Origin of the sequence: Stutzerimonas chloritidismutans (assembly GCF_051486945.1) — a bacterium.
Taxonomy (GTDB): domain Bacteria; phylum Pseudomonadota; class Gammaproteobacteria; order Pseudomonadales; family Pseudomonadaceae; genus Stutzerimonas; species Stutzerimonas chloritidismutans_B.
On the sequence record NZ_JAHVDX010000005.1, the window covers coordinates 165,474 to 178,547 of the forward strand.

The following is a 13,074-nucleotide window of genomic DNA, read 5'->3' on the forward strand; positions in this document are numbered from 1 at the left end:
ACCGGCGTAGCGCCCACGACAATGACAAACGCGAGCCCGCAAGGAGTTCTCCATGCTTGAGTTGAATGCACAGCACATCCACATGCACCAGATCGCGGCGGACAAAACCGCGGCGCTGGCCTTGCTGGGCGAGGTGCTGGTCGCCGACGGGCTGGTGGCGCCCGGTTACCTCGACGGGTTGCGCGCGCGGGAAGCGCAGGGCTCGACATTTTTAGGGCAGGGCATCGCCATCCCGCATGGCACGCCGGAGACGCGCGATCAGGTATTCACCACCGGTGTGCGGCTGATGCATTTTCCCGCCGGTGTGGACTGGGGCAACGGCCAGCAGGTGTACCTCGCCATCGGCATCGCCGCGCGCTCGGACGAGCACTTGCGGCTGTTGCAGCTGTTGACCCGAGCGTTGGGCGAGGGTGATCTGAGCGAGGCGCTGCAGAAGGCCGAGAGCCCCGAGGCGATCATCGACCTGCTGCAGGGCGCACCGCAGGCGCTGGCACTGGATGGCGAACTGGTCGGGCTGGGCGTTGCCGCTGACGACTTCGATGAGCTGGCATGGCAGGGCGTCAAGCTGCTCAAGCGTGCGCAGTGCGTGGAGCCTGGTTTCAATGCCAGCCTGCCGCTGAACCAGGCGCTGCCGCTGGGCGACGGCTTGTGGTGGCTGAGCAGCGAGCAGTCGGTGCAGCGCCCCGGGCTGGCCTTCGTCACGCCGGCGTCCGACCTCCACCATCATGATCAACCGCTCAAAGGCCTGTTCGTCCTGGCCAGCCTCGGCGAAGCGCACCGGGCCATGCTCGAACGGCTGTGCAACCTGCTTATCGAAGGGCGCGGGCAGGAACTGAGCGAGGCGACATCCAGCCGCACCGTACTCGAGGCTCTCGGCGGTGAGGTGCCCGCCGACTGGCCGAGCGCCCAGGTGCCGCTGGCCAACGCCCATGGCTTGCACGCGCGCCCGGCGAAAACCCTGACCGAAACTGCCCAGGCCTTCGAGGGTGAGATCCGCGTGCGCCTGGCCGGCAGCGAGAGCGCCGGTGTGTCGGCCAAGAGCCTGAGCAAGCTGCTGGCACTGGGCGCGCAGCGCGGTCAAATTCTGGAATTCATGGCCGAGCCCGCCATTGCCGGCGATGCACTGCCGGCCTTGGTGCGAGCGGTCGAAGACGGCTTGGGCGAGGAGGTTGAGCCATTGCCGGCACCTGGCGAGGCGAGCGAGCCGCCTGTCATGGCGCAGGGGCCGGCTGAGTCGGTCATCGAGCGGGCCGCGTTGCGCGCCGGTGAGCAGGTGAACGGCATCGCCGCGTCGCCCGGCATCGCCATCGGCCCGGTGCTGGTGCGCAAACCCCAGGTGATCGATTACCCCCAGCGCGGCGAGTCTCCAGCGGTCGAACTGCAGCGGCTGGATGCGGCGCTGGAGAAGGTTCACGGCGAGATCGGCGTGCTGATCCAGGAAAGCCAGGTCGCCAGCATCCGCGACATCTTCACTACCCACCAGGCGATGCTCAAGGACCCGGCGCTGCGCGAGGAAGTCCAGGTACGCTTGCAGAAAGGCCTGAGCGCCGAAGCGGCCTGGATGGAGGAAATCGAAAGCGCGGCGCAGCAACAGGAGGCGCTGCACGACAAGCTGCTGGCCGAGCGCGCAGCTGATCTGCGTGATGTGGGCCGCCGCGTGCTGGCCTGTCTGACCGGCGTCGAGGCCGAGCAGGCGCCGGATGAACCCTACATTCTGGTGATGGATGAAGTGGCGCCGTCGGACGTCGCCACGCTCAATGCCCAACGGGTCGCCGGCATCCTCACCGCGGGCGGCGGTGCGACCTCGCACAGCGCGATCATCGCGCGGGCGCTGGGTATTCCAGCCATCGTCGGCGCCGGGCCGGGCGTGCTCGGGCTGGCACCCAATACCCTGTTGTTGCTCGACGGCGAACGCGGCGAGCTGCTGATTTCGCCGACCGACGCGCAGCTCGATCAGGCCCGAAGCGAACGCGCCACCCGCGAGGAGCGCAAGCGTCTGGCGAATGAGCGACGGCTGGAGCCGGCGGTTACCCGCGACGGCCATGCGGTGGAGATCGCCGCCAACATCGGTGCTGCCGGCGAAACGCCAGACGCCGTGGCGATGGGCGCCGAAGGCATCGGCCTGCTGCGCACCGAGCTGGTGTTCATGGACCATGCCCAGGCGCCGGATCAGGCGACCCAGGAAGCCGAATACCGCCGCGTGCTGGACGCCCTCGACGGTCGGCCGCTGGTGGTGCGCACGCTGGACGTCGGCGGTGACAAGCCGCTGCCGTACTGGCCGATGCCGGCCGAGGAGAATCCCTTTCTCGGCGTGCGCGGCATCCGCCTGAGCCTGCAACGCCCGGAGATTCTGGAAACCCAGCTGCGCGCCTTGCTCGCCTCGGCCGATGGTCGTCCGCTGCGCATCATGTTTCCCATGGTCGGCAATATCGAGGAATGGCGCACCGCCAAGGCCATGGTCGATCGCCTGCGCATCGAACTGCCGGTGGCCGACCTGCAGGTCGGCATCATGATCGAGATCCCGTCTGCCGCGCTGATCGCGCCGGTGCTGGCCCGGGAAGTCGACTTCTTCAGTATCGGCACCAACGACCTGACGCAGTACACCCTGGCCATCGACCGCGGCCACCCGAGCCTGTCCGGCCAGGCCGATGGCCTTCACCCGGCGGTGCTGCGGTTGATCGGCATGACGGTCGAGGCGGCGCACGCCCATGGCAAGTGGGTCGGTGTCTGCGGCGAACTGGCGGCCGATGCGCTGGCCGTGCCAATGCTGGTGGGGCTGGGGGTCGACGAGTTGAGCGTCTCGGCGCGCAGCATCGCACTGGTCAAGGCGCGGGTGCGTGAGCTGGATTTCGCCGCCTGTCAGCAGTTGGCGCAACAGGCGCTGAGGCTGCCCGGTGCCCATGAGGTGCGCGCCTTTGTCGGGGAGCATTGCTGATGGCCCGCGTCCTGACCGTCACCCTCAACCCGGCCCTCGACCTGACCGTGCGGCTGCCGTCGCTGCGCCTGGGCGAGGTGAATCGCAGCGACAGCCTGCAGGTGCACGCCGCCGGTAAAGGCCTCAACGTCGCTCAGGTGTTGGCTGATCTCGGCCACCAACTGACCGTCACCGGCTTTCTCGGTGAGGGCAATCCGCAGGCGTTCGAGCAGCTGTTCGCCGCGCGAGGCTTTGCCGACGCGTTCGTCCGCGTGGCAGGCGATACCCGCAGCAACATCAAGTTGGCCGAAGCCGGCGGGCAGGTCACGGACATCAACGGCCCGGGGCTCGACGTCGCCGCCGCACAGCGCAGCGAATTGCTGGCGCGGCTCGAGCGGCTGGTGCCCGGCCATGACCTTGTCGTCGTCGCCGGCAGCCTGCCGCGCGGCATCGAGGTGCAGTGGTTCGTCGAGCTGTTGCAACGGCTCAAGGCGCTCGGCGCGCGCGTCGCGCTGGACACCAGCGGTGCGGCGCTGCGCGAAGGGTTGGCCGCTACGCCCTGGCTGATCAAGCCCAACGAAGAAGAGCTGGGCGAGGCGCGCGGGGTCGAGCTCGCGGGTTCAAACGCATTGGCCGTCGAGGCCGAGGCGTTGCGTCGCGAAGGCATCGAGCATGTGGTGATTTCCCAGGGCGCCGAGGGGGTCAACTGGTTCTCGCCGAGCGGGGCTTTGCACGCGCGTCCGCCGAAGGTCCAGGTGGTCAGCACCGTTGGTGCCGGCGACTCGTTGCTGGCCGGCATGCTCCACGGCTTGCTGGAAGGCTGGCCCGCCGAACGCACCCTCGCGCATGCCACCGCGATCGCCGCGCAGGCAGTCGGGCAGGTGGGCTTCGGGATTACCGACCGGGCGCAACTGGCCGACCTGGAAACTGCGGTTCAGTTCCAGCCGCTGGGCCAATAAATCGAACAAGAGGTGAAGGAATGAATCTGCTCATCGTCACGGCCTGCCCCAACGGAATGGTCACCAGCGTGCTGACGTCACGTCTGCTCGAAGCGGCCGCCCATCGTCTGGGCTGGTCGACTGCCGTGGAAGTCCACGATCCCAAGGCCATCGGCTCGCCGCTCACGCCGGCCCAGATCGCCAACGCCGACCTGGTCGTGGTGGTCAAGACCGGGCCGCTGTCGCTGCAACGTTTCGTTGGCAAGCGCGTAGTGCAGTCCACGCCTTCCGAAGCCTTGCTTGATCCAGAGGGCTTTCTGCGCAGCGCTGACGAGACGGCGACCGAACTGCAACAGGCTGATGAGGCAGACGCCTCGCCTGTCGGCGGCAAGCCCAAGGTCGTGGCGATCACCGCTTGCCCGACCGGTGTCGCGCACACCTTCATGGCAGCTGAAGCCCTTCAGCAGGCCGCGGTGCGCAAAGGCTATGACTTGCAGGTGGAAACCCGTGGCTCGGTGGGTGCGCGCAACGTGCTCGACCCCCAGGCTATCGAGGAGGCCGATGTGGTGCTGCTCGCCGCCGACATCGAGGTGGACGTGGCCCGCTTCGCCGGCAAGCGGGTGTTTCGTTGTGGCACCGGCGTGGCGTTGAAGCAGCCCGAGGCGACGTTGGATCGTGCACTGGCTGAAGGTGCGGTGCTCAGTGGCGGCGCGGCGGCCAGCGCTGGCGCCGCGGAGCAGAAGGGTGAGAAGACCGGCGTCTACAAGCACCTGCTGACCGGCGTGTCCTACATGTTGCCGATGGTCGTTGCCGGCGGCCTGATGATCGCGCTGTCGTTCGTCTTTGGTATCGAGGCGTTCAAGCAGGAAGGCACTCTGGCCGCCGCGCTGATGCAGATCGGCGGCGAGACGGCTTTCAAGCTGATGGTGCCGCTGTTGGCCGGCTACATCGCCTATTCCATTGCCGACCGGCCCGGCCTTGCGCCCGGCATGATCGGTGGTTTGCTGGCCGGCACCCTCGGCGCGGGGTTCATCGGCGGCATTATCGCAGGCTTCGTCGCGGGCTACGCGGCCAAGGCCGTGAGCCGCTGGATTCCCTTGCCGGCCAGTGTCGAATCGCTCAAGCCGATCCTGATCATCCCGCTGTTGGCCAGCCTGTTTACCGGGCTGGTGATGATCTACATCGTTGGCGCCCCGGTGGCGAAGATGCTGGCCGGACTCACCGAGTTCCTCGACACCATGGGCACGTCCAATGCCATTCTGCTCGGGCTGCTGCTCGGCACCATGATGTGCGTCGACCTGGGTGGGCCGGTCAACAAGGCGGCCTACGCGTTCTCGGTCGGGCTGCTCGCCTCGCAAAGCTACGCGCCGATGGCGGCCACCATGGCCGCCGGGATGGTGCCGCCGATCGGCATGGGCATCGCCACGCTGATCGCCCGTCGCAAGTTCACCCAGACCGAGCGCGAAGCCGGCAAGGCGGCGCTGGTGCTCGGTTGCTGCTTCATCTCCGAAGGCGCGATTCCCTTCGCCGCGAAGGACCCGCTGCGGGTCATCCCGGCCAGCATCGCCGGCGGTGCGCTGACCGGCGCGCTGTCCATGGCGGTCGGCGCGAAGCTGCTGGCGCCCCATGGCGGGCTGTTCGTGCTGCTGATCCCCAACGCGATCAACCATGCGCTGCTGTACCTGGCGGCCATCCTCGCCGGCAGCGTCGTAACGGGCGTCGTTTATGCGGTGATCAAGAAGCCGGAGGCTCAACCGCTCAGCATCGGCGCCGCCGCCTGACAGACGGGCTACAAAGGCTGAACTAAAGCGCTTCGCCGTGCATCCACAGAAGGCGGATCGGACCTGTGACAAAAGGTTTCGATCCGCTTTTTTGCGTTTGTCATGGCTGGAGAGCGTTACATGAGCATCGACTACGGGCCGCGGCCCTTGCGGATCACCCTTACGGCCATCGTTGTCCTGTTATTAGGCGCAGCGATGCTGATCGGTGGCGGCTACCTCGCCTCACTGGGTGGCTCCTGGTATTACCTGGTGGCCGGCATTGGCCTGCTGGTAGTTGGTGGGCTTCTGCTCGCGCGCAAGCGCGCCGCTATCTGGCTGTATGCGTTGCTGCTGCTGGCGACACTAGCCTGGACGATTTACGAGGTTCGTTTCGACTGGTGGCAGCTGGCGCCGCGGATCGATCTGTGGTGCATCCTCGGGCTCTGGCTGATCCTGCCTTTCGTAAACCGCTATGTGAGCGACCGGCTCGTCTGGCGCGACGGCGCCAGTGGTTTGCTCGGGATCGGATTGCTGGCCGGCGCGTTGATGGCCGGGTATGCGCTGACGCAGGATTACCACTCGATCACTGGCGAATTCAGCGACGCACAGATGCAGGGGCTCGATCCGCAAGGGCAGGCTGGGCGCGCTAACAGTGAATGGCCGGCTTATGGCGGCTCCGAGCAGGGTGATCGTTACTCGACGGCGAACCTGATCACGCCGGAGAACGTCGGCACACTTGAAAAGGCCTGGGAGTACCACACCGGCGACCTGCCGGGGCCGAACGATCCGGGTGAGTTTACCTACGAGGTCACGCCGCTGAAGATCGGCAACACCCTCTACCTCTGCACGCCTCACAGTATCGCCATCGCGCTGGATGCCGACTCCGGCAAGGAGCTGTGGCGCTACGACCCGAACATCAATCGCGATGCCGAGTACTACCAGCACATGACCTGCCGGGGCCTGGCCTTCCATGACGCCATGCGCAGCGGCCCGCCATCGGGAGGCAACGAGTCTGCAGCGCGCTGCGAGCGCCGCCTCTTTCTGCCGACCAACGACGGCACCCTGATCGCGCTCGATCCAGAAGATGGCAAGCCGTGCGACGATTTTGGCAATGCGGGTGTGGTCGACCTCAAGGCTGGTCTCGGTGAGGATGCACTTGGCGTTTATCTGCCAACCTCGCCACCGGTGGTCACCGAGAAGCTGGTCATCGTCGGCGGCTCGATTACCGACAACGGCGCGGTGGACTCGCCCGGCGGGGTGGTGCGCGCCTATGACGTGCGCAGCGGCGAGCTGGTGTGGAATTTCGACCCTGGTAACCCGGATGCCACCGAACCCTTGCCGCCAGGCGAAACCTATACGCGCAGTACGCCGAACTGGTGGACCACGTCGGTGGCGGACGAGTCGCTCGGGTTGGTCTTCATCCCCACCGGCAATCAGACCCCCGACCAGTGGGCGCAACCGCGGACGCCGGAATCCGAACGCTTCACCGACACGCTCGTTGCGCTGGACCTGGCGACTGGCGAGGTGCGTTGGGAATTCCAGACCGTGCACCACGACCTCTGGGACCGCGACCTGCCCTCTCAGCCCACGCTGGTCGAGCTGGACGGCGCGCAGGGCAAGGTGCCAGCGATCATCCAGCCCACCAAGCGCGGCGACCTGTACATTCTTGACCGACGCACCGGCGAGCCCATCGTGCCGGTCGACGAAATGCCCGTGCCGCAGGGGACGGACTATGGCGAATTCACCGCGCCCACCCAGCCTTATTCGGCGGTGAGCTACGCACCCGAGGAGCCGCTGCGCGAGCGTGACATGTGGGGCGGTACGCCGCTGGACCAGATGATGTGCCGCATACAGTTCCGCAAGCTGCGTTATGAAGGCGATTTCACTCCGCCCTCGGAACAGGGCTCGCTGATTTACCCAGGCAATGTCGGCACCTTCAATTGGCCTTCGGTGGCGGTCGATCCCAGCCGGCAGTTACTGTTCGGCGCGCCGAATTACCTGGCGTTCGTCTCCACCATGGTCAAACGAAGCGAGGTCGACCCCGACGAACGCACCGGAGGCGGCGAGACCGGCTTGCAGCCGAACCTGGGGGCGCCATACATGGTCACGCTCAAGCCGTTCATGTCCGTTATCGGCCTGCCGTGCCAATCGCCGCCTTGGGGTTACGTCACGGCGCTCGACCTGCGCACCATGAAGAAAGTCTGGCAACACAAGAACGGCACCAGCCGTGACAGCACACCGGTGCCTATCCCACTGCCGGTCGGCACGCCGGCATTGGGCGGCCCGATCGTCACGGCCGGCGGTGTCGCCTTCATGAGCGGTACGCTGGATTACTATCTGCGCGCCTATGACTTGCAGACCGGCGAGGAGCTATGGAAAGGGCGTCTGCCGGCGGGCGGCCAAGCGACGCCGATCACTTATGTGTCCGAGCGAACCGGCAAGCAGTACGTGGTGCAGATGGCCGGTGGGCATGGCTCGTTCGGCACCAAAATCGGCGACTCGGTGATCGCCTTTACCTTGAAAGAAGACCGGTAGCGCAATACCGGGCGGACGGTCTTTCCGGTGACCGTTCGTCCGGGCGTCACGGTACTGTCAAGCGCCTCGCTTAAACCCTTCCTCATCACCTCGACAAGAGGTGCTCGCCTCTTGCTCGTCCTGTGCCGGCCGCTCGTGCTCCGGCGAAGTCAGGTGCAGCGAGACATCGATGGGTGCCTTGCGCTTCACCCTGACCGACAATACGCCTGACTTCCGGAGCCTTCTTGCCCATGCCTCGCACCTTCTTCCGACCGCACCCGCTCGCCGCTGCGCTGCTGGTGTCCGCCCTGCCAGCGGTTGCCTCTGCTGATTTGCTGATCTCCGAGTACGTGGAGGGGAGCGGGAACAACAAGGCGCTCGAGTTCTACAACACCGGGGAGGCGTCGGTCTCTCTGGATGGCTATCGGGTCGACTTCTACTTCAACGGCTCGACCAGCAGCGGCCGCAGCATCCCGTTGAGCGGCGTAGTCGCGCCGGGAGCGGTACATGTCGTCGCGCATGAAAGCGGTGACCCTGCGTTGCTCGCGCTGGCGACTCAGCGCGGCAGCGGCAGCTGGTACAACGGCGACGACGCGATCGTATTGCGCGGGCCTGGCGGTGACGTGCTCGACAGCATCGGTCAGGTGGGTGTGGATCCGGGTAGCGCCTGGGGCTCTGGGCAGACGCAGACGGCCGACCGCACCCTGACGCGCCGGGCCTCCGTCACCACCGGCGATCGCGACCCGAGCGATGCCTTCGACCCGGCGGCCGAGTGGCAGGGCTATGCCATCAATACCTTCGCTCATCTCGGCCAAAGCGGCGAAGGCGAGCCCGGCGGCGGCGATGCCGGCCGGCGTGCGATCGCCGAGGTGCAGGGCAGTGGCGACAGCAGCCCGCTGGTCAACCAGTCGGTTACCGTCGAGGGCATCGTGGTGGCCAGCTTCCAGGCCGAGGGCGAGCTGGGCGGCTTCTTCATCCAGACGCCGGACGGCGAGACCGACAGCGACCCGCTGACCTCCGAGGGCTTGTACATCTACGGTGCCGGCAACGGTGTCGAGGTGCAGGTTGGCGATCGGGTGCAGGTGCGCGGCCTGGTGGCTGAATTCAATGGCCTCACCGAGATTACGTCGCCGCAGACCACGGTATTGGCCAAGTCCCAGCCTTTACCCGGCGTGGCGCAGATCAGCCTGCCCCTGGCCTCGGCGGATGCGCTGGAGCGTTACGAAGGCATGCAGGTGCGCTTCGCTCAACGCCTCACCGTCAGCGAGGTGTATGACCTCGGACGGTACGGCGAGATGGTGCTGTCCTCGGGCGGGCGGCTTTGGATCCCGACCAACAAGGTCTCGCCTGGCGAACCGGCGCGTCAGCTGCAAGCGCAGAACGACCTCAACCGAATCGTGCTGGACGACGGTCGCAGTGGTCAAAACCCGGATCCGATCCGTTACCCGTCGCCGGAGCTCGACGCCTATCGCACGCTACGCGTGGGTGACGAAGTGGGCGATGTGCGTGGCGTGCTGCACTATTTGGCCGGCAGCTACCGCGTGCAGCCCACGCAGGCGCCGCGATTCGTCGCGAAGAACCCCAGGCCCGCAGCGCCTGAACCGATCGAAGGGCGCCTGCGGGTCGCCAGTTTCAACGTGCTCAACTACTTCAACGGCGACGGCCGCGGCGCGGGCTTCCCGACCTCGCGCGGCGCCGATTCGCTGACCGAATTCAACCGCCAGCGCGACAAGATCATCGCCGCGATCCTGGGGGCGGACGCTCACATCATCGGGCTCATGGAAATCGAGAATGACGGTTACGGGGAGCACAGCGCCATCGCCGATCTGGTTGCGGCCCTCAACGCTGCCTCGTCTGATGGTGATCGCTACGCCTTCATCGACCCCCGGCGCAATCGCCTAGGCACCGATGAGATCGCCGTCGGTTTGATCTACCGTAAGGATATGGTCACCCCGCATAAAAATGCCGCTGTGCTGGACGGCTCGGTCGACCCACGCTTCAACGACACCCGAAATCGGCCTGCACTGGCCCAGACCTTCCGTGAGCGCCGCACCGGCGAGCGCCTGACCGTGGCGGTCAACCATCTCAAATCCAAGGGATCGAGCTGCGACGACCTCGGCGACAATGACATGGGCGACGGGCAGGGCAACTGCAACCTGACCCGCGTGCGCGCCGCTCAGGCGCTGGTCGATTGGCTGGGGCGTGACCCGACGCAATCCTACGATCCGGACCGCCTGATCATTGGCGACCTCAACGCCTACGCGAAGGAAGACCCGATCAACGTGATTCGCGCGGCGGGCTACACCGACCTGCTGGCGCGCTTTGTCGGCCCGGATGCCTACTCCTATGTATTCTCCGGACAGTCCGGCTACCTCGACCACGGCCTGGCCAGCGCCAGCCTCGCAGCGCAGGTGAAGGGTGCCAGCGAGTGGCATATCAACGCCGATGAGCCGCGCGTGCTGGATTACAACCTTGAGTTCAAGACGCCGCGGCAGCAGAGCATGCTGTACAGCGCCGAGCCGTATCGGGCGTCGGACCATGATCCGCTGGTGATTGGGGTGGATTTGGGCCGGTAGTGGCGCTTTAGACGCTGAGCATCCTCGACGTCTCGGCTGTACGGGACGTTGAGGGATCGCCAGCAAGCTGGCTCCTACAAAGTCGGTGCTGCCGTCTTTGCTTTTCGTAGGAGCCAGCTTGCTGGCGATCAAGGGCTGTACCACGCAGCGGCTCACAGCCAAACCGCATCCCACCACGGATAGTCGCCGATGCGGTTTACCAACCCAGCCCGCAGCGGATTGGCGACGATATACCGAGCCGTAGCGAGCAGGTCGTCTTCCTGGCGCAAGGCATGATCGTGGAAACCTCGTTGCCAGACCCGTGCACCCGATTCGCCTGTAATGCGATTGATCGCTATTGCGCTGCGAGACTTGAGGCGTTGGATTACCGCCGGCAGGGGCATTGAGCCCAGTTCGATGAGCCAGTGCACATGGTCTGGCATGACGGCCCAGGCCAGCGAGTTAACGTGTCTCTCGTCGTGTATGGCGCGCATTTCCGTCACCAGCGCTCGGGCCAGCGGCGGGTCGTTGAAGACGGCTTTCCGTCGCTCTGTGACAGCAGTTACCAGATAAACCTGACCCGTCTCGGAATGCCTGCCGCGACGCAATGCGTGGCCGCGGTGGTTGAATTGGCTCGGGATATCCACCTCCGTGTGGATCAACGACTTTTAGCTCGGCGGTGTAGCACGGATCGCCAGCAAGCTGGCTCCTACGGGGCGCGGTGCTGGCTTTTCGTAGGAGCCAGCTTGCTGGCGATCAGCGCACTTGCATGATGCCGGCCCCTACAAAGCAGCTCCGCAGATCAATGATGCTCCCGCGTCGCCCTGAATTTCACATCCGGCCAGCGCTCTTCCATCAGGCTCAGGTTTACCCGCGTCGGCGCCAGATAGGTCAGGTGGCCGCCACCATCGACCGCCAGGTTCTCGTAGGCCTTGTCGCTGAATTCCTTGAGCTTCTTCTCGTTATCACACTCGATCCAGCGGGCCGACCAGACATTGATCGCCTCGTAGGCGCACTCGACCTTGTATTCCTCCTTCAGCCGACTGGCGACGACGTCGAACTGCAGCACGCCGACCGCGCCGAGGATGATGTCGTTGTTGCGCTCGGGGAAGAACACCTGGGTCGCGCCTTCCTCTGCCAGTTCCTGTAGGCCTTGGCGGAGCTGCTTGGACTTCAGCGGGTCCTTCAGGCGCACGCGGCGGAACAGTTCCGGCGCGAAGTGCGGGATGCCGGTGAAGCCGAGGTTTTCGCCTTCGGTGAAGGTGTCGCCGATCTGGATGGTGCCGTGGTTGTGCAGGCCGATGATGTCGCCGGCCCAGGCTTCCTCCAGCTGTTCACGCTCGCTGGAGAAGAAGGTCAGGGCGTCGGCGATGCGGATGTCCTTGCCGATGCGCGCGTGGCGCAGCTTCATGCCTTTTTCGTACTTGCCCGAGCAGATGCGCATGAAGGCGATGCGGTCGCGGTGCTTGGGGTCCATGTTCGCCTGGATCTTGAAGACGAAGCCGGTGAACTTGTCTTCGGTCGGCTCGACGACCCGCTCGTTGGCTTCACGCGGCAGCGGGCGCGGCGCCCAGTCGACCACGGCATCGAGCACATGGTCGACACCGAAGTTGCCCAGCGCGGTGCCGAAGAACACCGGGGTCAGCTGGCCCTTGATGAATTCGTCCTGGTCGAACTCATGGCAGGCGCCCTGAACCAGCTCCAGCTGTTCGACGAAGCGGTCGTACTCGTCGCCGATGTGCTTGCGCGCTTCGTCGGAGTCGAGCTTCTGGATGATCTTGACGTCGGTGCGCTCATGGCCGTGGCCCGGCGTGTAGACGATGATGTAATCGTCCTTGAGGTGATACACACCCTTGAAATCGCGGTAGCAGCCGATCGGCCAGGTGATGGGCGCGGCCTTGATCTTGAGGACCGCCTCGATCTCGTCGAGCAGCTCGATGGGGTCGCGAATGTCGCGGTCGAGCTTGTTGATGAAGCTGACGATGGGCGTGTCGCGCAGGCGGCAAACGTCCATCAGGGCGATGGTGCGTGGCTCGACGCCCTTACCGCCGTCGAGGACCATCAAGGCCGAATCCACCGCGGTCAGGGTGCGGTAGGTGTCTTCCGAGAAGTCTTCGTGGCCGGGGGTGTCGAGCAGGTTGATCATGTGCTCGCGGTAGGGGAACTGCATCACCGAGGTGGTGATGGAGATGCCGCGCTGCTTTTCCATTTCCATCCAGTCGGAGGTCGCGTGGCGGTCGGATTTACGCGACTTCACGGTGCCGGCCACGGCAATCGCCTTGCCCATCAGCAGGAGCTTTTCGGTGATGGTGGTCTTGCCCGCGTCGGGGTGGGAAATGATGGCGAAGGTGCGGCGCTTCGCGACTTCGGCGGCCTGGGTGGTCATGGCGGTC

7 protein-coding genes are annotated in these 13,074 nt (G+C 65.6%); 5 read left to right on the forward strand and 2 right to left on the reverse strand.

Translation table 11 applies throughout. From position 1 onward, the window contains the following. The first annotated feature begins 52 nt into the window (after window positions 1-52). From ptsP to KXR72_RS19030, 5 genes are all read left to right on the forward strand, one after another. Window positions 53-2,935 carry a phosphoenolpyruvate--protein phosphotransferase gene (ptsP, locus tag KXR72_RS19010; RefSeq protein ID WP_437422658.1) on the forward strand — a complete coding sequence of 961 codons (2,883 nt, stop codon included), beginning with the start codon at window positions 53-55 and terminating at the stop codon, window positions 2,933-2,935. Continuing rightward, window positions 2,935-3,873, forward strand: a complete 939-nt coding sequence (pfkB, locus tag KXR72_RS19015; RefSeq protein ID WP_437422659.1) for a 1-phosphofructokinase — start codon at window positions 2,935-2,937, stop codon at window positions 3,871-3,873. Before ptsP ends, pfkB begins: the two co-directional genes overlap by 1 nt. A 20-nt stretch (window positions 3,874-3,893) precedes the next feature. Continuing rightward, a complete protein-coding gene (locus KXR72_RS19020; protein ID WP_437422660.1) occupies window positions 3,894-5,633 on the forward strand; it encodes a PTS fructose-like transporter subunit IIB in 1,740 nt (579 codons plus the stop codon). A gap of 120 nt (window positions 5,634-5,753) precedes the next feature. Continuing rightward, window positions 5,754-8,147 (forward strand): membrane-bound PQQ-dependent dehydrogenase, glucose/quinate/shikimate family, encoded by a 2,394-nt coding sequence (locus tag KXR72_RS19025; RefSeq protein WP_437422661.1) that lies wholly within the window; start codon window positions 5,754-5,756, stop codon window positions 8,145-8,147. A 230-nt stretch (window positions 8,148-8,377) separates the two neighbouring features. After that, window positions 8,378-10,702, forward strand: a complete 2,325-nt coding sequence (locus KXR72_RS19030; RefSeq protein ID WP_437422662.1) for an ExeM/NucH family extracellular endonuclease — start codon at window positions 8,378-8,380, stop codon at window positions 10,700-10,702. 152 nt (window positions 10,703-10,854) lie between these two features. On the opposite strand, the gene KXR72_RS19035 is transcribed toward KXR72_RS19030, so the two are convergent. Together KXR72_RS19035 and KXR72_RS19040 are read right to left on the reverse strand one after the other, a co-directional pair. Beyond that, a complete protein-coding gene (locus tag KXR72_RS19035) occupies window positions 10,855-11,322 on the reverse strand; it encodes an REP-associated tyrosine transposase (RefSeq protein ID WP_437422722.1) in 468 nt (155 codons plus the stop codon). A 161-nt stretch (window positions 11,323-11,483) separates the two neighbouring features. Beyond that, the gene (locus KXR72_RS19040; protein WP_437422663.1) at window positions 11,484-13,067 is read right to left on the reverse strand and encodes a peptide chain release factor 3; all 1,584 of its coding nucleotides are present in this window, start codon (window positions 13,065-13,067) and stop codon (window positions 11,484-11,486) included. Window positions 13,068-13,074 lie beyond the last annotated feature (7 nt).

Coding starts and splice junctions, on each gene's coding strand:
- KXR72_RS19040 (WP_437422663.1), bottom strand. CDS start 13,067: ATGACCACCCAGGCCGCCGAAGTCGCGAAGCGCCGCACCTTCGCCATC.
- ptsP (WP_437422658.1), top strand. CDS start 53: ATGCTTGAGTTGAATGCACAGCACATCCACATGCACCAGATCGCGGCG.
- pfkB (WP_437422659.1), top strand. CDS start 2,935: ATGGCCCGCGTCCTGACCGTCACCCTCAACCCGGCCCTCGACCTGACC.
- KXR72_RS19030 (WP_437422662.1), top strand. CDS start 8,378: ATGCCTCGCACCTTCTTCCGACCGCACCCGCTCGCCGCTGCGCTGCTG.
- KXR72_RS19020 (WP_437422660.1), top strand. CDS start 3,894: ATGAATCTGCTCATCGTCACGGCCTGCCCCAACGGAATGGTCACCAGC.
- KXR72_RS19025 (WP_437422661.1), top strand. CDS start 5,754: ATGAGCATCGACTACGGGCCGCGGCCCTTGCGGATCACCCTTACGGCC.